Origin of the sequence: Streptomyces sp. NPDC059852 (assembly GCF_042731455.1) — a bacterium.
GTDB lineage: Bacteria > Actinomycetota > Actinomycetes > Streptomycetales > Streptomycetaceae > Streptomyces.
The window spans coordinates 1-24,487 of record NZ_JBHWJK010000010.1; the positions used below are offsets into that span (position 1 = coordinate 1).

General features: G+C 70.2%; 21 protein-coding genes. 13 read left to right on the forward strand and 8 right to left on the reverse strand.

Features of this window, described 5'->3' with window-relative positions; genetic code table 11:
* Positions 1-288: 288 nt before the first annotated feature.
* Positions 289-789 (reverse strand): tetratricopeptide repeat protein, encoded by a 501-nt coding sequence (locus ACFV46_RS15100; RefSeq protein WP_361924267.1) that lies wholly within the window; start codon positions 787-789, stop codon positions 289-291.
* Between the two features lie 421 nt (positions 790-1,210).
* Complete coding sequence (gene metG / locus ACFV46_RS15105; RefSeq protein ID WP_385498493.1) at positions 1,211-2,830, reverse strand: methionine--tRNA ligase; 1,620 nt, start codon at positions 2,828-2,830, stop codon at positions 1,211-1,213.
* 345 nt (positions 2,831-3,175) lie between these two features.
* On the opposite strand from metG, the gene ACFV46_RS15110 reads away from it, so the two are divergent.
* Together ACFV46_RS15110 and ACFV46_RS15115 are read left to right on the forward strand one after the other, a co-directional pair.
* Positions 3,176-3,397, forward strand: a complete 222-nt coding sequence (locus tag ACFV46_RS15110; RefSeq protein ID WP_108707912.1) for a hypothetical protein — start codon at positions 3,176-3,178, stop codon at positions 3,395-3,397.
* Between the two features lie 483 nt (positions 3,398-3,880).
* Positions 3,881-4,654, forward strand: coding sequence for a polysaccharide deacetylase family protein (locus ACFV46_RS15115; RefSeq protein ID WP_385498494.1), 774 nt, complete (start codon positions 3,881-3,883; stop codon positions 4,652-4,654).
* 22 nt (positions 4,655-4,676) lie between these two features.
* Here ACFV46_RS15115 and ACFV46_RS15120 read toward each other — a convergent pair whose 3' ends face one another.
* A complete protein-coding gene (locus ACFV46_RS15120) occupies positions 4,677-5,507 on the reverse strand; it encodes an alpha/beta hydrolase (protein ID WP_361924260.1) in 831 nt (276 codons plus the stop codon).
* Positions 5,508-5,697: 190 nt separating this feature from the next.
* Here ACFV46_RS15120 and ACFV46_RS15125 point away from each other — a divergent pair, with 190 nt between their 5' ends.
* Positions 5,698-6,564, forward strand: a complete 867-nt coding sequence (locus ACFV46_RS15125; RefSeq protein WP_361924258.1) for a DUF72 domain-containing protein — start codon at positions 5,698-5,700, stop codon at positions 6,562-6,564.
* Here ACFV46_RS15125 and ACFV46_RS15130 read toward each other — a convergent pair.
* On the reverse strand, positions 6,561-7,889 hold the full coding sequence (locus ACFV46_RS15130; protein ID WP_385498496.1) for an FG-GAP repeat domain-containing protein: 1,329 nt from the start codon (positions 7,887-7,889) through the stop codon (positions 6,561-6,563). The two genes, ACFV46_RS15125 and ACFV46_RS15130, sit on opposite strands and share 4 nt — an antisense overlap.
* A gap of 209 nt (positions 7,890-8,098) precedes the next feature.
* Here ACFV46_RS15130 and ACFV46_RS15135 point away from each other — a divergent pair, with 209 nt between their 5' ends.
* Entirely contained in the window at positions 8,099-8,755 is a 657-nt protein-coding gene (locus ACFV46_RS15135) for a DUF5701 family protein (RefSeq protein WP_376727649.1), read from the forward strand.
* A gap of 365 nt (positions 8,756-9,120) precedes the next feature.
* On the forward strand, positions 9,121-9,810 hold the full coding sequence (locus tag ACFV46_RS15140) for a DUF2637 domain-containing protein (RefSeq protein ID WP_385498498.1): 690 nt from the start codon (positions 9,121-9,123) through the stop codon (positions 9,808-9,810).
* A 30-nt stretch (positions 9,811-9,840) separates the two neighbouring features.
* On the opposite strand, the gene ACFV46_RS15145 is transcribed toward ACFV46_RS15140, so the two are convergent.
* Positions 9,841-10,131, reverse strand: a complete 291-nt coding sequence (locus ACFV46_RS15145) for a zinc-ribbon domain-containing protein (RefSeq protein WP_376727651.1) — start codon at positions 10,129-10,131, stop codon at positions 9,841-9,843.
* A 104-nt stretch (positions 10,132-10,235) separates the two neighbouring features.
* Positions 10,236-12,530: a (Fe-S)-binding protein gene (locus ACFV46_RS15150; protein ID WP_385498500.1), complete on the reverse strand. Its 2,295-nt coding sequence runs from the start codon at positions 12,528-12,530 to the stop codon at positions 10,236-10,238.
* A 217-nt stretch (positions 12,531-12,747) separates the two neighbouring features.
* Here ACFV46_RS15150 and ACFV46_RS15155 point away from each other — a divergent pair, with 217 nt between their 5' ends.
* The 5 genes from ACFV46_RS15155 to ACFV46_RS15175 all read left to right on the forward strand — a co-directional run bounded on the left by ACFV46_RS15155 (position 12,748) and on the right by ACFV46_RS15175 (position 18,068).
* Positions 12,748-13,812, forward strand: coding sequence for an MraY family glycosyltransferase (locus tag ACFV46_RS15155; protein WP_385498502.1), 1,065 nt, complete (start codon positions 12,748-12,750; stop codon positions 13,810-13,812).
* A gap of 94 nt (positions 13,813-13,906) precedes the next feature.
* Positions 13,907-15,751 (forward strand): molecular chaperone DnaK, encoded by a 1,845-nt coding sequence (gene dnaK, locus ACFV46_RS15160; protein ID WP_283287586.1) that lies wholly within the window; start codon positions 13,907-13,909, stop codon positions 15,749-15,751.
* On the forward strand, positions 15,751-16,404 hold the full coding sequence (grpE, locus tag ACFV46_RS15165; protein ID WP_283287584.1) for a nucleotide exchange factor GrpE: 654 nt from the start codon (positions 15,751-15,753) through the stop codon (positions 16,402-16,404). Before dnaK ends, grpE begins: the two co-directional genes overlap by 1 nt.
* 33 nt (positions 16,405-16,437) lie before the next feature.
* The gene (gene dnaJ / locus ACFV46_RS15170; RefSeq protein WP_151785085.1) at positions 16,438-17,616 is read left to right on the forward strand and encodes a molecular chaperone DnaJ; all 1,179 of its coding nucleotides are present in this window, start codon (positions 16,438-16,440) and stop codon (positions 17,614-17,616) included.
* 5 nt (positions 17,617-17,621) lie between these two features.
* The gene (locus ACFV46_RS15175) at positions 17,622-18,068 is read left to right on the forward strand and encodes a heat shock protein transcriptional repressor HspR (protein WP_151788193.1); all 447 of its coding nucleotides are present in this window, start codon (positions 17,622-17,624) and stop codon (positions 18,066-18,068) included.
* 100 nt (positions 18,069-18,168) lie between these two features.
* On the opposite strand, the gene ACFV46_RS15180 is transcribed toward ACFV46_RS15175, so the two are convergent.
* Positions 18,169-19,884, reverse strand: a complete 1,716-nt coding sequence (locus tag ACFV46_RS15180; protein ID WP_385498504.1) for a PA14 domain-containing protein — start codon at positions 19,882-19,884, stop codon at positions 18,169-18,171.
* Between the two features lie 304 nt (positions 19,885-20,188).
* On the opposite strand from ACFV46_RS15180, the gene ACFV46_RS15185 reads away from it, so the two are divergent.
* The gene (locus ACFV46_RS15185) at positions 20,189-21,316 is read left to right on the forward strand and encodes a substrate-binding domain-containing protein (protein WP_361924243.1); all 1,128 of its coding nucleotides are present in this window, start codon (positions 20,189-20,191) and stop codon (positions 21,314-21,316) included.
* Positions 21,317-21,639: 323 nt separating this feature from the next.
* Positions 21,640-22,701, forward strand: a complete 1,062-nt coding sequence (locus tag ACFV46_RS15190) for a helix-turn-helix transcriptional regulator (RefSeq protein ID WP_361924241.1) — start codon at positions 21,640-21,642, stop codon at positions 22,699-22,701.
* Here the strand turns inward: ACFV46_RS15190 and ACFV46_RS15195 are convergent.
* Entirely contained in the window at positions 22,680-23,639 is a 960-nt protein-coding gene (locus ACFV46_RS15195; RefSeq protein WP_361924239.1) for a helix-turn-helix transcriptional regulator, read from the reverse strand. The genes ACFV46_RS15190 and ACFV46_RS15195 overlap by 22 nt on opposite strands.
* 373 nt (positions 23,640-24,012) lie before the next feature.
* On the opposite strand from ACFV46_RS15195, the gene ACFV46_RS15200 reads away from it, so the two are divergent.
* Positions 24,013-24,348, forward strand: a complete 336-nt coding sequence (locus tag ACFV46_RS15200; protein ID WP_361924237.1) for a hypothetical protein — start codon at positions 24,013-24,015, stop codon at positions 24,346-24,348.
* The last annotated feature ends 139 nt before the right edge of the window (positions 24,349-24,487 follow it).

Here is a 24,487-nt window from a genome sequence, read left to right on the forward strand (position 1 = left end):
TCTTGTAGTACGAGGTGGCGAGCAGCTCCTCGGCCGTCTCGATGAACTCGATGTCGTCGAACTCGACGTTCTCCATCGCGATTCACTTCCCTTCTTCGATTTCCCCGGGGGAATCCCGGCGACTGATGAAATGTTCGCCCGGGAACGGGAGTGCGGTCAACGAGTACAACTGCGGCGGGGGTGCGCACTTGAACAGACCGAGAAAGGAGTGCCGAACCGGAATGGAAAAAGAATGCGCCCGGGTGTCGTCACGACACCCGGGCGCCCGAAGCGGAATACGCGGCGAGGCTAGGCGGACTCCTCGGTCAGGTCCGCCGCGTAGTTCGCGAGCGAGCGGTTGTAGCGCGGCAGATGCTTGGCCAGGGCGACGAGCGCGTACGAGAGCGCCTCGCGCTCCCTGCCGACGTCCGCGAGCGCGAGCGCGAGGAAGCCGGCCACGGCGTCGTCCAGCGCGTCGGATCCGGCCGCGCGCTCGGCTTCGAGCAGGGCGACGCTCTCCTTGACCTGGCCGACATTGCGCAGCGAGCTGGCCAGCTGGATCACGGCGCGGCGGCGGCGCAGGCCGGAGAGGCCGGCTTCGAGCGCCTGCCGGTAGAGGGGGACGGCGCTGTCGGAGTGCCCGGTGGAGTCGTAGGCGCAGGCGAGTTCGAACGGAGCGCGCGCGTCGTCCGGCGGCAGTTCCGCCGTGAGGTCCCGAATTCTTCCGAGGAATTCTTCCTCGTCGTGATCGTCGAGGGCGGACCACAGGGCGGCGATCCGCTCTTCCCAGGCCGTTTCTGCTGTTGTCACGGCGACAACCTTTCCCGCTCTGAGCTCTGCTTGGCTGACAATGCGGCGAGGGGCGGTGCCCGCAGGCACCGCCCTTCCCCACTGCGCTACTGCAAGAACAATTACTGGATGTTCTTGTAGTACGAGGTGGCGAGCAGCTCCTCGGCCGTCTCGATGAACTCGATGTCGTCGAACTCGACGTTCTCCATCGCGATTCACTTCCCTTCTCGGTCTTCCCGGGGTGTTCCCCGGCGACTGATGGAATCCTGGCCGGGACCGGTGGGAAGCGTCAACCGAACGGGTTCGCCCCGAAGTTGAACGGTGGAGTGGTGTTCAACCGGTGCCGTGCGGCGGTTGAACACCCTGCGGCATCGTGAATCGCGTCGTATGTTTGTGCGGGCGCCGCCCGCGTATTCCCGGGCTTCTCCTCACCGCACCGCCGTCAGCCCCGTTCCGTCTCCTCCAGACGGGGAAACAGCGCCGGTCCCTTCGTGATCCGCGTGCCGGGGGCGAGAGCGCCCCACGCCCCGGCGTCCTGGATCCTCTGGTCCGCCAGGGGGCCGAGGGAGGGTTCCGCGCCCAGGGAGGTCCACAGGCGCTGGGCGGTCTCCGGCATGACCGGGTGGAGGAGGACAGCGAGGGCGCGGAGCGACTCCGCGGCCGTGCGGAGGATCGTCGCGAGGCGGGCCCGGGCGGTCGCGCCGCCGTCCTTGGCCACCTTCCACGGCTCCTGCTCGGTCAGGTAGCCGTTGACCTGCTTGACGAAGTGGAAGATCGCGGCGATGCCGCCCTGGAAGTCGAGCTCCTCGCCGATCCTGCGGTCGGCCTCCGTGACCGCCTCGGCCAGGCCGGCGCGGATCGCGTCCTCGGCGGCGCCGTCGGCGGTGGACGCCGGGAGCTCGCCGTCGAAGTACCGGCCGACCATGGCCGCCACGCGCGAGGCGAGGTTGCCGAAGTCGTTGGCCAGCTCGCTGGTGTAGCGGGCGGCGAAGTCCTCCCAGGAGAACGTGCCGTCCTGGCCGAACGCGATCGCGCGCAGGAAGTACCACCGGTACGCGTCCACGCCGAAGTGCGAGGTCAGGTCACGCGGTCCGATGCCGGTGAGGTTGGACTTGCTCATCTTCTCGCCGCCCACGAGCAGCCAGCCGTTGGCGACGATCCGTCCGGGCAGGGGCAGGCCGTTGGCCATGAGCATCGCGGGCCAGATGACGGCGTGGAAGCGGAGGATGTCCTTGCCGACCAGGTGGACGTCCGCCGGGAACGTCGTCGCGAACTTCTCCGGGTTCTCGTTGTAGCCCGCCGCCGTGGCGTAGTTGAGCAGCGCGTCGACCCAGACGTAGATGACGTGCCGGTCGTCCCACGGGACCGGGACGCCCCAGGCGAACGTCGAGCGGGAGATGGAGAGGTCCTGGAGGCCCTGCCGGACGAAATTCACGACCTCGTTGCGGGCGGACTCGGGCTGGATGAAGTCCGGGTGGGCCTCGTAGTGGGCGAGCAGCCGCTCGGGGTAGTCGCTCAGCTTGAAGAAGTAGTTCTCCTCCTGGAGGAGTTCCACGGGCCTGCGGTGGATCGGGCACAGCTTCTGCCCCGCGTACTCGCCCTCGCCGTCGAGGAGTTCGGCGGGGATCTTGAACTCCTCGCAGTGGACGCAGTACGGGCCCTCGTAGACGTCCTTGTAGACCTCGCCGTTGTCGTACAGGTCCTGGACGAACTCCTGGACGCGATCGGTGTGGCGGCGCTGCGTGGTGCGGATGAAGTCGTCGTGCGAGATCTCCAGGTGCCGCCACAGCGGCTGCCACGCCTCCTCCACGAGCCGGTCGCACCACTCCTGCGGGGAGACGCCGTGCGCGGTCGCCGTGCGCAGGATCTTCTGGCCGTGCTCGTCCGTGCCGGTCAGGAACCAGACCTTCTCGCCGCGCTGCCGGTGCCAGCGCGCGAGGACGTCGGCGGCGAGCGTCGTGTAGGCGTGGCCCAGGTGAGGGGCGTCGTTGACGTAGTAGATGGGGGTGGTGACGTAGTACGCCTTCTCCCCACCGGACTCGGGTCCCTCGGGCAGCTCCATACCGGCCAAGCCTAGCCGCGCCCTTGCTCCTGGTTTGCCAGGAAATGCCCTCGGCGCAATCCCGCACCGCCGCCCTGCTCGTGCCCGGGGTCGCCCTGCTCGCCGGCACCACGGCCAGAACAGCGGGAGGCCGTCGGACGGGTCCAGCGGATCATCCGGGTGGGGGAGAAGGGCGACGCCTGCTTCTCCACCGGCATCAACGGCGGCCGGGAGTTCTGATCCGGCGATCCGGGCGGGGATATGGATTTTGTGAAAGGCCAGGTCAACGGCGTGCCTGACGCCATCTGTGGCTTTCTTGTGCCCAGGGCCACAGCGGGGCGGCCGCGCGAAGGCGCATACTGAGCCATGACAAAGCCTCCGGCGCCGAAGCGTCATCTGCCCACCAGCCCCTTCAAGGCCCCGGTCGTGCCGGCTCCAAAACACTTCGCCATGGGCGATCAGGTGACCCATGATGTGTACGGCCTCGGCCGGGTGGTCGGCATCGAGGACGGGGTCGCGGCGCTCGTGGACTTCGGCTCCGCCCAGATGCGGATCGTGAGCCCGTACGCCAAGATGACCAAGCTCTAGTAGCCGCCGGTGCCCGGTCACGGCACCCCAGGTCCCGTCGTGGGACCTGCACGAAAGGCAGAACTCCCATCGAATCGACGTCGCTGTTCTCCGCCCCCCACGAGGGGCAGCCCCGCCGGACCGGCGCGGCCTCTCCGCCTCCCACCACGACGCCCTTCCAGGCCCCCGACTTCGGGGACGACGAGGGCGTCTGGGCCGAGGAGACGGACGACCGGGAGGACGACATGACCGCCGCCGCCCGTCCCCAGCGGAGCGGACGGCGCGGACGCGCGGCCTGACCCCTCCGCGCGGCCTCACGCCCGCGCCACGGGACGGCGCCGAGCGCCAGGCTCCGCGCACCGCGCCCCCGCGAAGTTGTCCCCGAACTCCCCCGGGATTGTCCGTGATCGGTAACGGACGGATCCCCGGGCCGCCGAAGCTCGTCATGCCAGTTGGTCACAGGGACCGGGCAGCGGCGGGCGACAGCGGGAGAGCGGGGCGGACATGGCACGGCACGGGGGCGGGCGCGGCTGGTACGGCAAGCTGGTCGGGGCGGCGCTGGGCGTGACGATCCTGGCCACGGGGGCGTCGGTGTGGACCGCGCAGGCCGGTGCCGCGGGCGAGGCGGCCCCCAGGGCGACCGCGCCGGCCGCGGCGGACCGAGCCCCCCAGCCGGTCGCCGTGACCATCGCGCACGCCTCGGAGAAGGGGTCGCGCGGTGTCAACATCACCATCGACGACGGCCCCGACCCGAACTGGACCCCGCAGGTCCTCGACGTGCTGCGCGAGCACGGTGTGAAGGCCACGTTCTGCATGGTCGGCACGCAGGCCGAGGCGTACCCGGACCTGGTGAAGAGGGTCGTCGCCGAGGGGCACCGGCTGTGCGACCACTCGGTGTCCCACGACACCGCCATGGACAAGAACTCGCAGAGCTACCAGTCGCGGCAGATCCTCGACGCCGAACGCATGATCACCGAGGCGTCCGGCGGCGTACGGCCGATGTACTACCGGGCGCCGGGCGGGGCGTTCACCCCCTACAGCCGCAAGCTCGCCGCCTCGCGCGGTATGCGGCCGCTCGGCTGGAACGTCGACACCAAGGACTTCGAACGGCCGGGCGCGGACGCCATCGTCGCCACCGTGCAGCGCGAGCTGGCCAACGGGCCGACGCTGCTGTTCCACGACGCCGGCGGCGACCGCTCCCAGACCGTCGAGGCCCTGCGCCGCGTCCTGCCGTGGCTCGCGGCCCAGGGCTACACCTGCGGCTTCCCGGTGCGGTGACCCGCGCCGGACGCCACCGGCGTCACGACCGGATGAACTCCAGGATGTCCGGGTTGAGGACGTCCGGATGCGTCGTCAGCATCCCGTGCGGATAGCCCTCGTACGTCTTGAGCGTGGCGTTCTTCAGGAGCTTGGCCGACAGGGGGGCCGAGTCCTCGTACGGCACGATCTGGTCGTCGCTGCCGTGCATGACCAGCACCGGGACGTCGATGCTCTTCAGATCCTCGGTGAAGTCGGTCTCGGAGAACGCCTTGATGCATGCGTAGTGGGCGTTGGCGGCCCCCATCATGCCCTGCCGCCACCAGTTGTCGATCAGTCCCTGCGAGACCTCGGCGCCGGGGCGGTTGAAGCCGTAGAACGGCCCCGACGGCACGTCGATGTAGAGCTGCGCCCGGTTGGCGGCGAGACCTTCGCGGAACCCGTCGAACACCTCGATGGGCGTACCGCCCGGGTTGCTCTCCGACTTGACCATGACGGGGGGCACGGCACCCGCCAGCACCGCCTTGGAGACCCGCCCGGGCTTGGCGCGGGCGACATAGCGGGTGACCTCGCCGCCGCCCGTGGAGTGCCCGATGTGGACGGCGTCCCGCAGGTCGAGCGCGTCGGTGAGGGCGGCCACGTCGGCCGCGTACGTGTCCATGTCGTGGCCTTCGGAGGTCTGCGTCGACCGGCCGTGGCCCCGCCGGTCGTGGGCGATGACCCGGTAGCCGTGCGACAGGAAGAACAGCATCTGGTTGTCCCAGTCGTCGGCGCTCAGCGGCCAGCCGTGGTGGAAGACGATCGGCTCGCCGTCGCGTGGACCCCAGTCCTTGTAGAAGATCGTGGTGCCGTCGTCGGTGGTGACTGTGCCCATGGTTGGTCCTCCGCTCGTCCGGGGCGTGCCTCAGCCACCTGGACGGGTGGGGGCACACACGTGACCTGCGAGTTCGCGCCGGGGGCGCGCCGGATGTACCCGGACCAGACTACGCGCGGGTCCCCAAGGCCACATCCGCAGACGGCGGCGGGCACGTCTGGCCGCCGGGCGTCCGGGTAACCGCCGTCCCATGGGCGACATCCTGGTGGGCACGTGTTCGTGGACGGACCGGGCACTGGTCGGCAGCGGCTGGTACCCGGTGGGGCGGCGGGACGCCGAGGGGCGGTTGCGGCACTACGCCGAGCGCTTCCCGGTGGTCGAGGTCGACGCGACGTACTACGCGCTGCCCGGTGAGCGGAACAGCGCCCTGTGGGCGGAGCGGACGCCGGACGGCTTCGTGTTCGACGTGAAGGCGTTCTCCCTGCTGACCGGTCATCCGACGCGGCCGGCCCTGATGCCGCGGGGGTGGCCGGCCGACGCGCGGGACCCGCGTCTCCTGGACGAGGTGTGGGCGCGGTTCACGGCGGGGATCGCGCCGCTGCGGAGGGCCGGGCGGCTGGGCGCCGTGCTGTTCCAGTTCCCGCCGTGGTTCCGGCCCGGCGCGCGGGCGGAGGCGTTCCTGGAGCAGACCGCGCGGCGGACCCGGGGGTGGCCGGTGAGCGTGGAGTTCCGGCATCCGGCGTGGTGGCGGGGCGAACAGGCGGAGGCCACGCGGGCGTTGCTCACCCGGCACGGGATGGCGGCGGTCGCGGTGGACATGACGCAGACGCTGCCCGCCTCCGTGCCGCCGGTCGCCCCGGTCACCTCGCCCCGGCTCTCGGTCGTGCGGTTCCACGGCCGCAGTGCCCACTGGGGGACGGGCAGCAAGGAGGAGCGCTTCCGGCACTGCTACGACGAGGGCGAACTGCGCGAGTGGCTGCCCCGGCTGGAGGCGCTGGCCGGCCGGGTCGACGCCCTGCACGTGCTGTTCAACAACTGCTGCGGGGACGCGGCCGTACGGGCCGCCGAGGCCATGACCCGCCTCCTCGGCCAGACGCAGGGCAGCGGCGTCGGCTAGGGCGTCTCCTGGCGCACCAGGAACTCCGTGCTGGAGAACGTCACCGACGGCTCGGCCGCCAGCAGGCCCTGCTTCGCGGGGCGGCCCGGGTACACGGCGACGGTGTCCTCGGTCTCGCCGACGTACGTCCGTACGACCAGGTCCGCCCGGCCGTCCCCGTCGAAGTCGCCGGTGGACAGGACGCGGGTGGTGCCGTGGGCCGGCGGCTTCACGGTGACCATGCCGGTGGTGCGCAGGCCGCCCGGGCGCCCCCGGAAGACACGCAACTGCGAGCCGCTGGAGAGCAGTTCGCTCAGCCCGTCGCCGTCGAAGTCGGCGGCGTCCAGCATCGAGCCGGCGCTGTCGAGCGCGGCCCGCGCCGCCGGGGCCGGCAGGTCGTAGCGCAGAGACGTTCTGCCCATGGCGCCGACGGCCGCGTCCAGGGCCTTGCCCCGGCCGAACGCGCCGAGGGCGAGGTCGATCCCGGCGGGCAGGGTGACCCCGGTGCGGGTCGGGCCGTCCGGGCCGCCGAGGACCACGGCCGAGGTGCCGGAGTTCTCCGCCGTGCGCACCACGAGGTCGTCGTACCCGTCGCCGTCGACGTCGGCGGCCGGCCCGGTGGGCAGGTTCCCCGGCGACGGGACGGGGGCGCCGGCCGCGTGCGGGGCGCCGTCGCGGTCGAACGGGCCGCGCAGGAAGCTCAGCCGCCCGTCCGAGGCGTGCACCACCAGGTCCTGGGCGTCGTCGCCGTCGAAGTCACCGCACACCGGCTGGTCCGGCCAGTCGTTGCCGAAGCGGGCCGCGTCCGGGATCGTCAGCTTGACCCCCTTGCCGGAGAGCCCGCCGGGGGAGCCGAAGAGGATCTGGAGCGGGACCGGCGGCCGGCCCTGGCCGTCGAACGGCGGGTCGGTGGAGACCACCAGGTCGGTGAAGCCGTCGTCGTCGAGGTCGCAGGTCGCCTCGGCGTCGAAGACGGCGGGCCGCCGGCCGTCGGTGGGGGCGGCGTGCCGCCGGGGGTCGAGCAGCTGCCGGGCGCCGGGCGTGAGTCCGCGGGCGCTGCCGTAGACGATGCCGATTCCGGCGTCGTCGGTGTGCGCCTGCGCCTTCGCCAGGTCGTTGAGGACGAGGTCGCGGTGCCCGTCCCCGTTGAAGTCGTCGGGGACCTCGCTGCCCTTGCCGCGCGGCACGGGGAGCTTGGCGGGGGCGTCGGCGACCCGGAGCGGGGTGGGCTCGGCCTTCGCGTCGTCGTGGGCGGTGGGGCCGCAGGCCGTCAGAGCCAGGGCCGTGAGCGTGGCGAGGGTGCCGGTCAGGGCCGCCGTACACTTCCCGCTTCGTCGCGCGCGCACCGCTCACCTCGTCATTACCAGGGACAACAACTGGGTAATGATGCACGCGTTCGAGAAGCGGCGACAGCCCTGGGCCCGGACGGGGTGGCGGGATGGGCGGATGTGGCTTGAATACGCCCGAGTCGCGCACCGCCCCGGGCGCACGGGAACGGCTGTCCGGGAGCCTTCGTTGACCCCAGGTCCACCCGCAGCGCACCCCGAGGAGAGCCGTGCCCGAGATCTCGTCCGCCGCCGCCGTCACCACCCTGCCCCCGCTCGCCGCGCAGGCGGAGCGCCTGATCGAGCTCGGTGTGCACGACCTCGCCGAGGCCCCGGCCGACGAGCTGCGGGCCTACGCCGGGCGGGCCGCGGACGCCCACCCCGGCGCCCTGCTCGTCGTCCACCCCGACCGGGTCCCGGCCTCCGCGCTCGCGCCGCTGCTGCGCCATCGCGGCAAGCCCGGTTTCGTGGTCGTCGACATGCCCGACGTCGACGACTTCGCCCCGGTGGGCGTCGAGCTGCCCGAGGGGCCGTTCCACCTCGTCACCGGCGTGGACCGGGGTGACCATCTGGCCAACTGGAGCCCCGAGGAGGCCCTGCCCGAGCTCACCGGGAAGGGCCGTACCCCGCTGACCCTCACCGAGGGACTGCACTGGGTGATCCAGCAGCCCGCGGCCCTGGAGCGCGGCCACTGCTTCATGACGATCGGCTCACGGCTGCGCAAGGACGACGGCTCCTTCGACGCCCGCACCCCGGCCGTCTGGATCAGCAACGGCACCGGCCGCGACGGCCGTGAGCGCAAGGACGCCCCGAAGGTCGGCTGGTGCTGGTGGGGCAACCGCCACACCTGGCTGGGCTTCGGCTCCGCCGCCGGACGCGTCGGATAGCGGTCCCGCGCCGCCGCCCGGGGTGTGGGGAATTCGGCCAAGATCCGCAAAGGAAAAGTGTCGGAGCACATTTTCGGAATGTCATCGGGCGGCGGCGGTCATGGATATTCCATATCATCACCGTTGACGCATATTCCCCCGAATGCCAGATGTCCTGGCCTGCGCGGCGCTCGTTAGGTGGGCGTGACTTGGCAGGAAAAACACGCAGCTGAGGAGTGCGCGCGTCGTTCGCGCCAGGCAGCTGATCAGATCACAGCGGAGAGCATCACCTATTGCTCTGATCTGCTCGACGACTTCCTGAGAACCATCGGCCGGATGGAGCGTGAATATCTGCGAGCGGCACGCGAAGGGGAGGCGTCGTAAAAATGAGGACCGAGTACGAACCGGTGGGCGAGCCGCCTCATTACACGCAGCAGCTCGATATGCAGAACCTCTGGCAGCCACCGGACGCGGGCATGTCGCCGGAGGCCTGGGACCTGGACGAGGAGCTGGCCCAGATGCTGAGCGCCGCCCGCGCCCCGGACCCCGCCCCGCCCCGTCAGGAGGCCGACCGCCGGCCGGCGCCCCGCCCGGTGCACCGCAAGCGGCCCCAGCCCGGCGCCCACTCGCTCACCAAGAACCCCAAGGTCCTCACCGTCTCGATCCTGGTCACCCTCATCACCCTGTGCGCGGTGACGATGCTCACCTGGTCCATCTCGTACTCGTACGACCAGCTGCGGACGATCGCGCTGCTCGTGGTGGCGCCCAGGCTGGCCCACTGGTGGCCGCTGACGGTCTACGGGCCGTGGCTGCTGGCGGGGCTCTCCATCCTGCGGGCGTCGGTCCAGCGCCGGACCGCCCGCAAGTCCTGGGCCGTCATGCTGATCGCCTCCGGCACCGCCGTGGCGCTGTGCATCGGGCAGTCGGCGCACTCGCTGCTCGCGATGGTGGTCGTGGGGATCCCGCCGATCACCGCCCTGGTCTGCTTCCGCGAGCTCATCGGGCAGTTCTCGTCCCGCCCCGGACCCCGGCACGCCGCCGACGCGGTGGGCGCCCAGAAGCAGCCGAAGCCGTAGGCCACCGCCGGGGGTCCCGGAACCGGGCCGTCAGGGCCGGTACGGCTGCTGCGGCTGTCCGTACGCCTGCTGACCGGGGCCCCCGGGGGTGGCCTGCGCCAGGAGCTGGTCGGCCTGCTCCCCGGTGACCTTCTGCTCGGCGCCGCAGAACGTGCACTGCGTCGCGTACTTCGTGGAGACCGGGAACAGCGGCACGAAGAACAGCGTGAACTTCGTGACGCGTTTGCGCAGGGTGTGGGCCGAGGGGTTGCCGCACTGGCCGCACACCAGCGTCAGTATCGCGAGCTGGTAGAGGTAGCCCTTGGTGCCGAAGATGATCACGCGACGGTTCCTTCCGATCCGGTGCCGTCCTCCAGCGTGCCCCACGACGAAGCCCCCTGTCCCGTGCGGGTCCAGGGGGCTTCGTCACGCGGCCTGCGAAGCGGCTACTTCGCCGGGGCCGGCTCCGGCTCGTTCTCGGCTCCGGCCTCGCCCGCGGGCGGCTCGTCGTCCGCCACGGGCGTCTTGACCGACTCCAGCAGCAGCTGGGCGACGTCGACGACCTGGATGGACTCCTTGGCCTTGCCATCGTTCTTCTTGCCGTTGACCGAGTCGGTCAGCATGACGAGGCAGAACGGGCACGCGGTGGAGACGATGTCCGGGTTGGTGGAGAGGGCCTCGTCGACGCGCTCGTTGTTGATGCGCTTGCCGATCCGCTCCTCCATCCACATCCGGGCACCACCGGCACCGCAGCAGAAGCCGCGCTCCTTGTGGCGGTGCATCTCCTCGTTGCGCAGACCGGGGACGCTGGCGATGATCTCGCGCGGCGGCGTGTAGATCTTGTTGTGCCGGCCCAGGTAGCACGGGTCGTGGTAGGTGATGATGCCCTCGACCGGGGTGACCGGGATCAGCTTGTCCTCGTCCACCAGGTGCTGGAGCAGCTGGGTGTGGTGGATGACCTCGTAGTCGCCGCCGATCTGCGGGTACTCGTTGCCGATCGTGTTGAGGCAGTGCGGGCAGGTGGCGACGATCTTCTTCGCCGACTTCGGCTTCCGCGACTCGGGCGTCACGTTGCCCTCGTCGTCCATCTCCTCGCCGAACGCCATGTTCAGAGCCATGACGTTCTCCATGCCGAGCTCCTGGAACAGGGGCTCGTTGCCGAGGCGGCGGGCGGAGTCACCGGTGCACTTCTCGTCGCCGCCCATGATCGCGAACTTGACGCCCGCCATGTGCAGCAGCTCGGCGAAGGCCTTGGTGGTCTTCTTGGCCCGGTCCTCCAGGGCGCCGGCGCAGCCGACCCAGTACAGGTACTCGACCTCGGTGAGGTCCTCGATGTCCTTGCCGACGACCGGGACCTCGAAGTCGACCTCCTTGAGCCACTCCAGGCGCTGCTTCTTCGCCAGGCCCCAGGGGTTGCCCTTCTTCTCCAGGTTCTTGAGCATCGTGCCCGCCTCGGACGGGAACGCGGACTCGATCATGACCTGGTAGCGGCGCATGTCGACGATGTGGTCGATGTGCTCGATGTCGACCGGGCACTGCTCGACGCAGGCGCCGCAGGTGGTGCAGGACCACAGGACGTCCGGGTCGATGACGCCGTTCTCCTCGGCGGTGCCGATCAGCGGGCGCTCGGCCTCCGCGAGGGCGGCCGCGGGGACGTCCTTCAGCTGCTCCTCGGACGCCTTCTCCTCGCCCTCCATGGTCTTGCCGCCACCCGCGAGCAGGTAGGGCGCCTTGGCGTGCGCGTGGTCGCGCAGCGACATGATCAGCAGCTTCGGGGAGAGCGGCTTGCCGGTGTTCCAGGCGGGGCACTGCGACTGGCAGCGGCCGCACTCGGTGCAGGTGGAGAAGTCCAGCAGGCCCTTCCAGGAGAACTGCTCGACCTGGGAGACGCCGAAGACGTCGTCCTCGCCGGGGTCGGCGAAGTCGATCGGCTTGCCGCCGGACGTCATCGCGGGCAGGGCGCCGAGCGCGGTCTCACCGGTGGCGTTGCGCTTGAACCAGATGTTCGGGAACGCCAGGAAGCGGTGCCAGGCGACGCCCATGTTGGTGTTCAGCGAGACGACGATCATCCACACGAAGGACGTGCCGATCTTGATCATCGCGACGAAGTAGACGAGGTTCTGCAGCGCGGTGACGCTCAGGCCCTTGAAGGCGAGCACCAGCGGGTACGAGGCGAAGTACCCGGCCTCGTAGCCGTCGACGTGGTGCAGCGCGCCCTCCAGGCCCCGCAGGACGTAGATGGCGAGGCCGATGGTGAGGATGACGTACTCGACGAAGTACGCCTGGCCCGCCTTGGAGCCGGCGAAGCGGGACTTGCGGCCCGGACGGGTCGGCAGGCTCAGCAGCCGGATCACGATGAGCACGGCGATGCCGAGGATCGTCATCAGGCCGATGAACTCGATGTACATCTCGAACGGCAGGAACTCACCGATGACCGGCAGGGTCCAGTCGGCCTGGAAGAGCTGCCCGAACGCCTGGGCGAGGGTGGGCGGCAGCGTCAGGAAGCCGACCGCGACGAACCAGTGGGCGATGCCGACGATGCCCCAGCGGTTCATCCGGGTGTGGCCGAGGAACTCCTTCACGAGCGTGACGCTGCGCGCGTAGGGGTTGTCGGTGCGGCTGCCGGCCGGCACCGGCTGGCCGAGCTTGAAGTACCGGACGAACTGGCCGATGGCGCGTGCGAGCAGCGCAACGCCGACCACGGTCAGCACCAGCGACACGATGATCGCGGCGAGTTGCATTTCGGGGCTCCTCGGGCCTGCGAGGGGGTGGTTCGAGGGGGTCCCTCGACATGACTGGCGACATTACTAAGCGGTAACTTATGCAGTCCTCTGAGACTACCCGCATCCTCCGTCGCACTGTAGTCAGGGGTGAGGTGATCTGGGTCGCTGAGGCTTGCCTTAAGAACCGATCGTGTTATTCATCCCGAAATGGTATATACGGCACTAACCTGGCTCCGTGCTCTACGGGATCACCGCCGCCACCACCGCCCTCCTGGTCACCGCCCTGCTGGCGGCGCTGCTCCGTCTGCCCGCTCTGCGGTTCGGCATTCTCGACCGGCGCCGTCAGCGCCCGCTCCCCCTGCTCGGCGGGGTGGCGGTCGCCCTGGTGACCTGTCTGGTCGCCGCCGCCGGCGAATGGACCGGGTACGCCCCGCTGGGCTCCGAGATCATGCGGCTGCTGGTCGCCGCGGGCGCCGTCGCCCTGCTCGGGCTCGTCGCCGACGTACGGCGGGTCAAGGCGCGGTTCCTGGTCGGCGGTACGGCCGTCGCGGCGGCCTGCGTCGTGCCGTACCGCGACACCGGGTTCCTGCTCGCGGTGCCCGCCGTCGCCTGGATCGTCCTGGTCGCCGTCGCCTTCAAGGCGCTGGACCACGCGGACGCGCTGGCCGGCACGGTCGGCGTGCTCACGGCCTTCGGGGTGGGCGTCTGTGCGGCGGCCGAGGTGATGGACGAGCTGGCGGTGCTGCTGAGCGTGCTGGCCGCAGCCCTCACCGGCTTCCTGCTGCCGAACTGGCATCCCGCCCGGATCGGGCTCGGCGCGACCGGCTCGCTGTTCGTCGGGTTCGTGCTGGCCTCGTCGCTGGTGATGACCCGGGCCGGGCACGACCCGGCCGTCAGCGCCGGGGTCCTCTACGCCCTCTCCGGGCTCGCCGTCACCGACGTGGCCCTGATCGCCGTCTCCCGCCGGCTGGCCGGCCGCCCGCTGCTGCGGGGCGCGCCGGACCATCTGGCGCATCGGCTGCGCCGGACCGGCCTCACCCCGCAGGGCACGACCGTCGCGCTGGGCGCCGCCGCGCTGCCCGGGGTGGTCGTGGGCGTCCTGGTGCATCTGGGGCGGCTCGGCGGGACGGCGGTGTGGTGGGTGGCGGCGGGCTCCGCCCTCCTCGTCCTCGGCCTGCTGCACATCAAGCCCTACGGCCCCAGACGTCAACCGCGTGTTCCGGTGCAGGACTCCGCCCATGCGTCCCGGCGTATGGCATCGTCGCAGGTGGGCGCGCAGTTGCGTGTAAGGAACGGATAAGACTTGAGCCAGGTCGACTCAGCTCTGTTGACCCGTCGCGAGCCGTCATGCACACTTGAGTCCGTTCCACTCAAGTCAGCTGGAGGAATCAACCATGGCACGTGCGGTCGGCATCGACCTGGGCACGACTAACTCCGTCGTCAGCGTTCTGGAGGGCGGCGAGCCCACCGTCATCACCAACGCCGAGGGTGCCAGGACCACGCCGTCCGTCGTCGCCTTCGCCAAGAACGGCGAGGTGCTGGTCGGCGAGGTGGCCAAGCGCCAGGCGGTCACGAACGTGGACCGGACCATCCGGTCCGTGAAGCGTCACATGGGCACCGACTGGAAGATGGAGCTCGACGGGAAGCCGTTCAACCCGCAGCAGATCTCCGCCTTCATCCTCCAGAAGCTGAAGCGCGACGCGGAGTCCTACCTGGGCGAGAAGGTCACGGACGCGGTCATCACCGTCCCGGCCTACTTCAACGACTCGGAGCGCCAGGCGACGAAGGAGGCCGGCGAGATCGCCGGTCTGAACGTCCTGCGCATCGTCAACGAGCCCACCGCGGCCGCGCTCGCGTACGGCCTCGACAAGGACGACCAGACGATCCTCGTCTTCGACCTCGGTGGCGGCACCTTCGACGTGTCCCTCCTGGAGATCGGCGACGGCGTCGTCGAGGTGAAGGCCACCAACGGTGACAACCACCTCGGTGGTGACGACTGGGACCAGCGTGTCGTCGACTACCTGGTCAAGCAGTTCCAGTCCGGTCACGGCGTGGACCTGTCCAAGGACAAGATGGCCCTCCAGCGCCTGCGCGAGGCGGCGGAGAAGGCCAAGATCGAGCTGTCCTCGTCCACCGAGACCTCGATCAACCTGCCCTACATCACCGCCTCCGCCGAAGGCCCGCTGCACCTGGACGAGAAGCTCACCCGGGCTCAGTTCCAGCAGCTGACGGCCGACCTGCTGGAGCGCTGCAAGACCCCGTTCTTCAACGTCATGAAGGACGCCGGCGTCTCCATCAACGAGATCGACCACGTCGTCCTCGTCGGTGGCTCCACCCGTATGCCCGCCGTCGCCGAGCTCGTCAAGGAGCTGACCGGCGGCAAGGAGGCCAACAAGGGCGTGAACCCGGACGAGGTCGTCGCCATCGGCGCCTCGCTCCAGGCCGGTGTCCTCAAGGGTGAGGTCAAGGACGTCCTGCTCCTCGACGTGACCCCGCTGTCCCTCGGCATCGAGACCAAGGGCGGCATCATGACCAAGCTCATCGAGCGCAACACCACGATCCCGACCAAGCGGTCCGAGATCTTCACCACGGCCGAGGACAACCAGCCGTCCGTGCAGATCCAGGTCTACCAGGGCGAGCGCGAGATCGCGGCGTACAACAAGAAGCTCGGGATGTTCGAGCTGACCGGTCTGCCCCCGGCGCCCCGCGGCGTCCCGCAGATCGAGGTGTCCTTCGACATCGACGCCAACGGCATCATGCACGTGACCGCCAAGGACCTGGGCACGGGCAAGGAGCAGAAGATGACCGTCACCGGCGGCTCCTCGCTGCCGAAGGACGAGGTCAACCGGATGCGCGAAGAGGCCGAGAAGTACGCGGAGGAGGACCACGCCCGCCGCGAGGCCGCCGAGACCCGCAACCAGGGCGAGCAGCTCGTCTACCAGACGGAGAAGTTCCTCAAGGACAACGAGGACAAGGTCCCGGCCGAGGTCAAGACCGAGGTCGAGTCCGCCGTCGAGGAGCTGAAGACCGCGCTCAAGGGCGAGGACACCGCGCAGATCCGCACGGCCACCGAGAAGGTCGCCGCGGTCTCCCAGAAGGTCGGCCAGGCCATGTACGCCGACGCCCAGGCCGCCGGTGCCGGCGCCGAGGGTGCCGAGGCCGGTGGCGCCAAGGCCGCCGACGACGACGTGGTGGACGCCGAGATCGTGGACGACGAGCGCAAGGACGGTGCCGCGTAATGACGGAGGAGACCCCGGGCTTCGAGGAGAAGCCCGACGTCCCCTCCGGCGCCACCCCTGACGACGCCGAGCCGAAGGCCGCGCCCTCGCCGAACAGCGAGGGGACGGCCCCGGCCGGGGACGGACACGCAGACCCGGGTCTGGTGGCCCAGCTGGACCAGGTGCGCACCGCGCTCGGCGAGCGCACCGCGGACCTCCAGCGCCTCCAGGCCGAGTACCAGAACTACCGCCGCCGCGTGGAGCGGGACCGGATCACGGTCAAGGAGATCGCCGTCGCGAACCTCCTGACCGAGCTCCTTCCCGTGCTCGACGACATCGGCCGCGCGCGGGAGCACGGCGAACTCGTCGGCGGATTCAAGTCCGTCGCGGAGTCGCTGGAGACCGTCGCGGCGAAGATGGGCCTCCAGCAGTTCGGCAAGGAGGGCGAGCCCTTCGACCCGACGATCCACGAGGCGCTGATGCACAGCTACGCGCCGGACGTCACCGAGACGACCTGCGTCGCGATCCTCCAGCCGGGGTATCGCATCGGCGAACGCACCATCCGCCCCGCGCGGGTGGCCGTCGCCGAGCCCCAGCCGGGCGCGCAGACCGTCAAGGAGGAGTCCGCCGAGGCGGCCGACGACAAGGAGAGCGGTGGCCCGGACGAGGGCTGACGTTGAACCGATGAGGAAGGAGGGACGTCGAGGATGAGCACCAAGGACTTCATCGAGAAGGACTACTACAAGGTCCTCGGCGTCCCCAAGGACGCCACCGAGGCCGAGATCAAGAAGGCGTACCGGAAGCTCGCCCGCGAGTTCCACCCGGACGCCAACAAGGGCAACGCCAAGGCGGAAGAGCGGTTCAAGGAGATCTCCGAGGCGAACGACGTCCTCGGCGACCCCAAGAAGCGCAAGGAGTACGACGAGGCCCGCGCCCTGTTCGGCAACGGCGGTTTCCGCCCGGGGCCGGGCGGCGCGGGCGGCTCGTTCAACTTCGACCTGGGCGACCTCTTCGGAGGCACCCAGGGTGGCCAGGCCGGGGCCGGCGGCTTCGGCGGCGGACTGGGTGACGTCTTCGGGGGCCTGTTCAACCGCGGCGGTACGGGCACGACCCGGACCCAGCCGCGGCGCGGCCAGGACATCGACACCGAGGTCAGCCTCAGCTTCACCGAGGCGATCGAGGGTGCGACGGTCCCCCTGCGGATGTCCTCCCAGTCACCGTGCAAGGCGTGCGCGGGCACCGGCGACAAGAACGGCACACCGCGCGTGTGCCCGACCTGCGTCGGCACCGGCCAGGTGGCCCGCGGCTCGGGCGGCGGCTTCTCGCTGACCGACCCGTGCCCCGACTGCAAGGGCCGCGGTCTCATCGCCGAGCACCCCTGTGCCGAGTGCAAGGGCAGCGGCCGGGCCAAGTCGTCCCGGACGATGCAGGTCCGCATCCCCGCCGGGGTGTCCGACGGGCAGCGCATCCGGCTGCGCGGCAAGGGCGCGCCCGGCGAGCGGGGCGGGCCCGCCGGTGATCTGTACGTCACCGTCCACGTCGACGCGCACCCGGTCTTCGGGCGCAAGGACGACAACCTGACGGTGACCGTCCCCGTGACGTTCGCGGAGGCGGCGCTCGGCGGGGAGGTCAGGGTTCCGACCCTGGGCGGCCCCGCGGTGACCCTGAAGCTGCCGCCGGGCACGCCCAACGGCCGCACCATGCGGGCGCGGGGCAAGGGCGCGGTCCGCAAGGACGGCACCCGCGGGGACCTCCTGGTCACCGTCGAGGTGAGTGTCCCGAAGGACGTGACGGGGAAGGCTCGTGAAGCGCTGGAGGCGTATCGCGAGGCGACCGCGGGTGAGGACCCGCGGGCGGAGCTGTTCCAGGCCGCGAAGGGAGCATGAGTCAGATGGACGGTCGTCGGCGCAACCCGTATGAACTGACCGAGGAGACCCCGGTCTATGTCATCTCGGTGGCGGCCCAGCTGTCCGGCCTGCACCCGCAGACCCTCCGTCAGTACGACCGCCTCGGCCTGGTCTCCCCGGACCGCACGCCCGGGCGGGGCCGGCGCTACTCGGCCCGTGACATCGAACTGCTCCGCCAGGTGCAGCAGTTGTCGCAGGACGAGGGCATCAACCTGGCCGGCATCAAGCGCATCATCGAACTGGAGAACCAGGTAGCCGCGCTCCAGACCCGCGTCGCCGAACTGCAGGCGGCCCTGGACGGGGCGGCGGCGGCGATGCAGCAGCGTGAGGCGGCGGTGCACGCCTCGTACCGCCGCGACCTGGTCCCGTACCAGGAGGTCCAGCAGACCAGCGCCCTGGTCGTCTGGCGCCCGAAGCGGGCCAAGGACTAGAACACAGCGCACAGCACACGAAAGGGGCCCGGAGATCGTCTCCGGGCCCCTTCGCGTGCGCTACGGCGTCACTCGTTCCGTCCGGTCCGTTCTCGGGCGGTCACTGGGTGGGGGCCGTGATGGCGTAGTCGCCCGTGGGGAGGGACTCCGTGCCGTCCGCGGCGACCGCGGTGACCCAGTAGTAGGACGTGGTGCCGCGCGCGGCACCGGTGTCGAAGTACTCCGTGGTGCCCGGCGCTGCGTCGTCGATCCGCTCGTAGGCGGAGGTGCCGGGGTTCCAGCGGTAGATGCGGTAGCCGGCCGCCTGCTCGGGGGCGTCCTCACCGAGGCCGTGCCAGCTGAGCCGGTTGCCCTCGTCGCCCTCGGCGCCCGCCGCCTCAAGGGTGAGCGGGGAGCCCTCGGGCGTCTCGACGGATGGTGTGGTGTCCAGTTCCGTCGCCACCACGATCTGGGCGTCACCGGTCCACTGGAAGGCGGAGTTGCCGGCGTCGTCGACCGCGTCGACGATGAAGCAGGACTCCTCGCCGTCCGGGAGCGTGGTGTAGGCGTACGACGTCGTGTCGGCGGACACGTAGTACCCCGGGTAGAGGGAGCACACCTGCTCCTCCTCGTCGCCCCAGAGTTCGCCCCGGCGCACGACGTAGCTCCGCAGGTCCGGGGTCGGGTTGGCGTCCCAGCGCACCTCGAAGCCGTACTCGGTCGGCGTGACGGTGACCCCGGTGACCAGCGACGGCGGGGTCTCGTCGCGGCGCCTGCCGCTGACGGAGGACGAGCGGGCCGACTCGTTGCCGGCGGCGTCCAGCGACGTGACCCGGTAGTGGTACGTGGTGCCCTCGACGGCGGTGGTGTCGACGTAGGAGACCTGGGCGGTGGTGCCGACCGGGGTGTACGTGCCGTCGGCGCTCGCGGAGCGGTAGACCCGGTACGACGTGGCCTCGGCGGCGGCCTTCCAGCCGACCCGCAGCCCGTTCTCCTGGGACGCGGTGGTCAGTCCGGTGGGCGCGGCGGGAGCGGTCCGGTCGATCGTCGTCACCGGCTGGTCCGTCGTGCCCGTGCCGACGTTGCCCGCTCTGTCCTTGGCGCGGATCTCGTAGTAGTACGTCGCGCCCGTCTTCGGGAGGGTGGTGTCCGTGTACGAGGTGGAGGTGGTCGTCGCGAGGGGCGTGGTGCCGAACGAGGCGCCCTTGAGGCGGCGGTAGACGTGGTAGCCGGCGAGGTCCATCTCCTTGTTGGCGGTCCAGGTGAGTCTGGTCTTGCCGGTGGAGGTGTCGTAGGTGGCTTTGGCGCCGGTGGGGGTGAGGGGTTCGGTCTTGTCGACGGTGGCGGTTGTGCGGGGGGTGTAGGTGAACTTCACCTTGGCGCTGCCGGTCCAGTTGACGTAGTCGACGCGCAGGGTGTGCTTGCCGGACGGGATCGTCAGGTTCAGGGTTTTGGAGACCGTGGTGGAGGTGTTCTTCCACAGGTCGATCTTGCGGGTGCCGTCGAGGTGGACGCGGATGCCGTCGAGGGCGGAGGCGGTGAGGGTGAAGGGGCCGCCCGAGCCGAAGTCGCGGGTGAGGCTCCAGCGGACGCCGAAGTTGTCCTTGGGTATTCCGCTGAGGGGGGCTCCGGACCAGCTCTGGTCGATGGCGCTGTCGCAGTCGGTCTTCTTCGGCGTTCCGGAGAACGTGGTGTTCGCGAAGAACTGCCGTGTGAAGACCGGCGACGTGCAGGACACCGCGGCCGACGCGGGGGTGACCGTGGTGAGCAGGGTGCCCGCGGTGGCGAGCGCGACCGTCGTCGCGGCGGCGGTGGTCGCGCGTCTGGCTGGGTTCATTCGATCCTCTGGTCGAGTAGGGGACGGCGGTGCGGGCCGTCCTGAACACGACTCATCACGAACGGGGTTGGTTGTACGGATTCCGCTACGGCGTCCACCGGGCCCCCGGGTGAGGTTCGGTGGAGGGGGTGTAACTGGTGATCTGCGAAGTTCCGCAATGTCTTTACATGATCGACGGAGCGTAGTGTTGCGCACTCGTTAAGTGGTTCCGCTTGACGCTGGGGGGCGTCGGCGCGTTGTCTTTTCAGACATTGGGGCGCAATGGCGCGCCCGTGTCCCGAAGGCACCAGAAGTGAGCTTCCCTATGCGTCCCTTGCGCTCTCTGCGCCGTACCGCCACCGCCGTGGCCGCCGCTTCCACGATGACCCTCGCGCTGGGCGCGTGCGGCGGACTGGGGGTAACAGGGGACAGCAGCGAGGCGAGCCCGACCAAGGGCAACGACATCACCGTGGGCCTGCTGCTGCCGGAGACCGCGAACACGCGTTACGACAAGTTCGACTACCCCATCATCAAGGAGAAGGTCGAGAGCCTCACCAGCCGGCAGGGCAAGGTCGTCTACCGCAACGCCGACGCGGACGCGAAGAAGCAGGAGCAGCAGCTCCAGCAGCTGGTCGACGACCAGGTGGACGTCATCCTGCTGGACGCCGTGGACGCCCACGCCATCGCGAGCGGTGTGGAGAAGGCCAAGGACGCCGGTATCCCGGTCATCGCCTACGACCGTCTCGCCGAGGGCCCCATCGACGCCTACGTCTCCTTCGACAACGAGCTGGTCGGCGAGGTGCAGGGCCGTTCGCTGCTGGAGGCCATGGGGGAGGTCGACTCCTCCGACAAGATCGTGATGATGAACGGGTCGCTCACCGACCCGAACGCCAAGCAGTTCAAGTCGGGCGCGCTCTCCGAGCTCAAGGGCGCGGTGGACATCGCCAAGTCGTACGACACCAAGGACTGGAAGCCCGAGAACGCCCAGGCCAACATGACCGAGGCGCTCAACGAGATCGGCATCGGCAACATCAAGGGCGTCTACTCCGCCAACGACGGCATGGCCGGCGGTGTCATCAAGGCCCTGGAGGCCGCGGGCGTGACCAAGCTGCCGCCCATCACCGGCCAGGACGCCGAACTGGACGCCGTGCAGCGCATCCTGACCGGCGAGCAGTACATGAGCGTCTACAAGTCCTACCCGCACGAGGCCGAGAGCGCCGCCGAGATGGCCGTCGCCAAGGTCCAGGGCAAGGACATCCAGTTCGACTCCCTCACGCAGGACCAGGTCGACAGCCCCACCCACCAGGACATCCCGGCCCTGCTGGTCCCGGTGGCCGCCCTGACCAAGTCGAACATCGACAAGACGGTCCTGGCCGACGGCATCTACAAGCTGTCCGAGATCTGCACGGCCAAGTACAAGACCGCGTGCCAGCAGGCCGGCCTCAACAAGTAGCCGCCCGGCCCACGATCCACCGGAGCCGCCGGGGCAGGACGCCCCGGCGGCTCTTGCGTTGTGCGAACCCGGGCGCCGGAAATCGGCCGCCGCGCGGCCTACAGGGCCGAAAAGCCCCCATCAGCTTGTTGCAGTCCGGCGCCCCTGAGGGACGGAAATACCGGCATACAGCGGGATGTTGTGCCCCGGCGCGCGGCGGGAGCCGTGTTGCGGACCACGGCCCGTCCGCGCATAGTTGCGCTGCGGAAGCGCGAGCGAACCTCACGCCCGCAGGGCCGGGCGCGGTACCGGCGCGCGAGGCGAGACCGGGGGTGGATGGAGCGATGGCCGGGCACGGGGAGCAGGAGCATCCCCATGGCGCCGACCGCCTGTGCGAGGCCGGGGACCGCGTGTACTCCCGGGCTGTACGCCGCGGGAGGGTGTCCCGCCAGGACGCGGGACCGGTGCCCTGCCTGCTGGAGCTGGCGCTGCTGCACCCGGACCCCGACGACATGGACTGGCTGGTGCCGACCTCCCCGCAGGAGGTCATGACCCGGCTGCTGCGCGGGATGTACGAGGAGGCCAGCGCGAGCCAGCTGCGGATGGGCTCGGCGGTGGCGGCCTTCGAGCGGTACGCCGGGCTGGCCCCGCTCCCGACCCGGTCGTCCGGTGCCGAGGGCACGGCCCTGCGCATCCTCGACGGCGACGCGCGCATCCAGGCCGCGCTGGACGAGGCGACGCGGGCGTGCACGAGCGAGGTGCTGACCGTGCAGCCCGGCGGCATCCGCCCCGAGCACGAGCTGACGGAGGGTCTGCACCGGGCGATGGCGCTGCGCGGCCGGGGTGTGCGGATGCGCGATCTGTACACGCATGTGGCCCGGCACGGGCAGGGGCTGCTCAACTACCTGGAGCTGATGGGCGACGCGGTGGAGGCCCGCACCCTGGACGAGGTCATCGACCGGCTGATCCTCTTCGACCGCACGGTGGCCTTCATCCCGGCGAACACCGACCGCACGATGGCGCTGGAGCTGCGCCACCCGGCCCTCATCAACTACCTGGTGACGGCGTTCGACCGGCTGTGGCGGCTCGCGATCCCGCTGACCGCCCCGATCCCCGACACCGGCTTCGAGGGCATCTCGCACCGGGAGCAGTCCATCGCCGCGCTGCTCGCGGAGGGGCACCAGGACGCGGTGATCGCGGAGCGGCTCGGCATCAGCGTGCGCACCTGCCGGGCGCACATCGCCCGGCTGTCGGAGACGCTGGGCGCGGCGAGCCGTACGCAGCTCGGTGTGCGGATCGCCCAGGTCGGCCTGGACCGGGCGGCCCGCGCGGCCCAGATCCCCGCCCAGCAGCCGTTCGGGGTGCCGGCCGGGCGGGACGCGGCTCAGCTGCCCCCGGGCCGGTGATCCTCGTTGAGGATGCCGGACTGCGCGATGAGGTAGCCGAGCTGGGCGCGGCTGCCGCTGCCCAGGGCGGTGGCCAGCTTGGCGATGTGGGCCCGGCAGGTGCGGACGTTCATCCCGAGCCGGCGCGCGATGGCCTCGTCGACGTGGCCCTCCACCAGGAGCTTGGCGATGGTGTGCTGGATGTCGGTGATGCCGTCGGGGGCGGTCTCGTAGGGGGCGTGCTCGCTCAGCGGGACCGCGCGGCTCCACATGAACTCGAAGACTTTGATGAGGTACCGGATGAGCCCGGGGTGCCGAAGCTCCAGGGCGACCTGCTGGTCGTCGCGGGTCGGGATGAAGGCGACCGACTCGTCGCAGATGATGAGGCGCTCGACGAGCTCGTCGATCGTGCGGTACTCGACCTTGCCGTCGGAGAGCTGGGCGACGTAGGCCAGCTTGCCGGGGTTGTAGCGGACCGTGTGCTGGTAGAGGGTCCGTATGCGCACCCCGCGCTCGATGAGCGGCCGGTCGCGCTCCAGGCCCTGCAGGAGGCTGGCCTCCGAGATACGGGTGCTGGGCTGGATGGTGAGCATCTCGGTCTGGCACTGGGCCGTGGCCAGGTTGAGGGCGGCGTTGATCCGCTCGCCGCCCTCCAGGACCGTGATCGAGTGGGTGCTCCCGGTGACCTGGGTGCTGAGGTCCATGAAGGGCTGGAGGGACTCGGTCAGCTCGACCGAGAGCCGGCGGCGGTCGGCGATCTCCCGTTCGATGGGATTGAGCCGTTGGGCGAGCGCCACCGAGGCGGGGAGGGGGATCAGCCAGTTCGCGTCGTCGGGGTCCGGATAGAGCAGCGCGAACTCCATCAGACAGGGCGCGGACTCGACGTCGGCGCGGGCGATACGCCCTGCACGCAGCGCGTTCGCATAGAGACGGCTGCCTTGAGCGCACATCTCGGTCATCGCATGGGGATGTGTCGCTTTAGTCTGATTCGTTGCCAAATCTCCACCCCCCATGGTCCTGAACATGCAGGAACATGATGCACCGATCGTGTGGCCATGAAGTGCCCGAATGAGCCATCGTCTTACTCGACGGGGGAAGAGGGGACCTTCAAGTGAGGACGAAGCCGATTATGCGGAACAAAATGCTTCGCTCGATTCTTGTCGCCGCCTTCTCCGCCGTTGTGGCCGTCGGAGCCCTGAGTGGCCTTTCGGAAGCGAAGAGCGACTCGCGGGCGGACAGCAGCTGGCCGAGTGCGGCCCCGACTGTCGTCATCGCCGGGGACAGCTCCTGGCCGGCCATCGGCGTGGATGGCGGCAGCGAGCAGGAGCCGGCATGACCACCCCACCCGACGACAGGTCATTCCGCAGGGAGATGGCGACCGCCTACCGCTCAGGGTGGCACTTCATCGACCTGGTCACCGCGATCCCCCACCCCGGTGACTCCCTGATGGTGACCGTCTTCGGCGAACCGGTGGTCGTCACGCGCGACGAGGACGAGGACGTGCGGGCGTATCGATGTCTGCGGCGGCCTCGGGGGGCGCCGCAGCCCGTGCGGTGCGCCATCCGATACGGAATGATCTTCGTCAACCTGGACCAGCGGGACCACCGTCTCGCGGAGCCGGAGGCACCGGCCCCAAGGACCATTTCAGCCACCCCCCGCAGTGCCTGACGCGATTCCCCCGTCGTAACAGATCGCTCAGGTGCTTCCCCCCGCAGCGGGGGGGGCCGGGGCGGGCACCCCGGGGGGCGGCGGAGGTTGAGGGGGGGTTTAACCCCGTAAATCGCCGCCGGGCCGCCGCCAGGGGGAC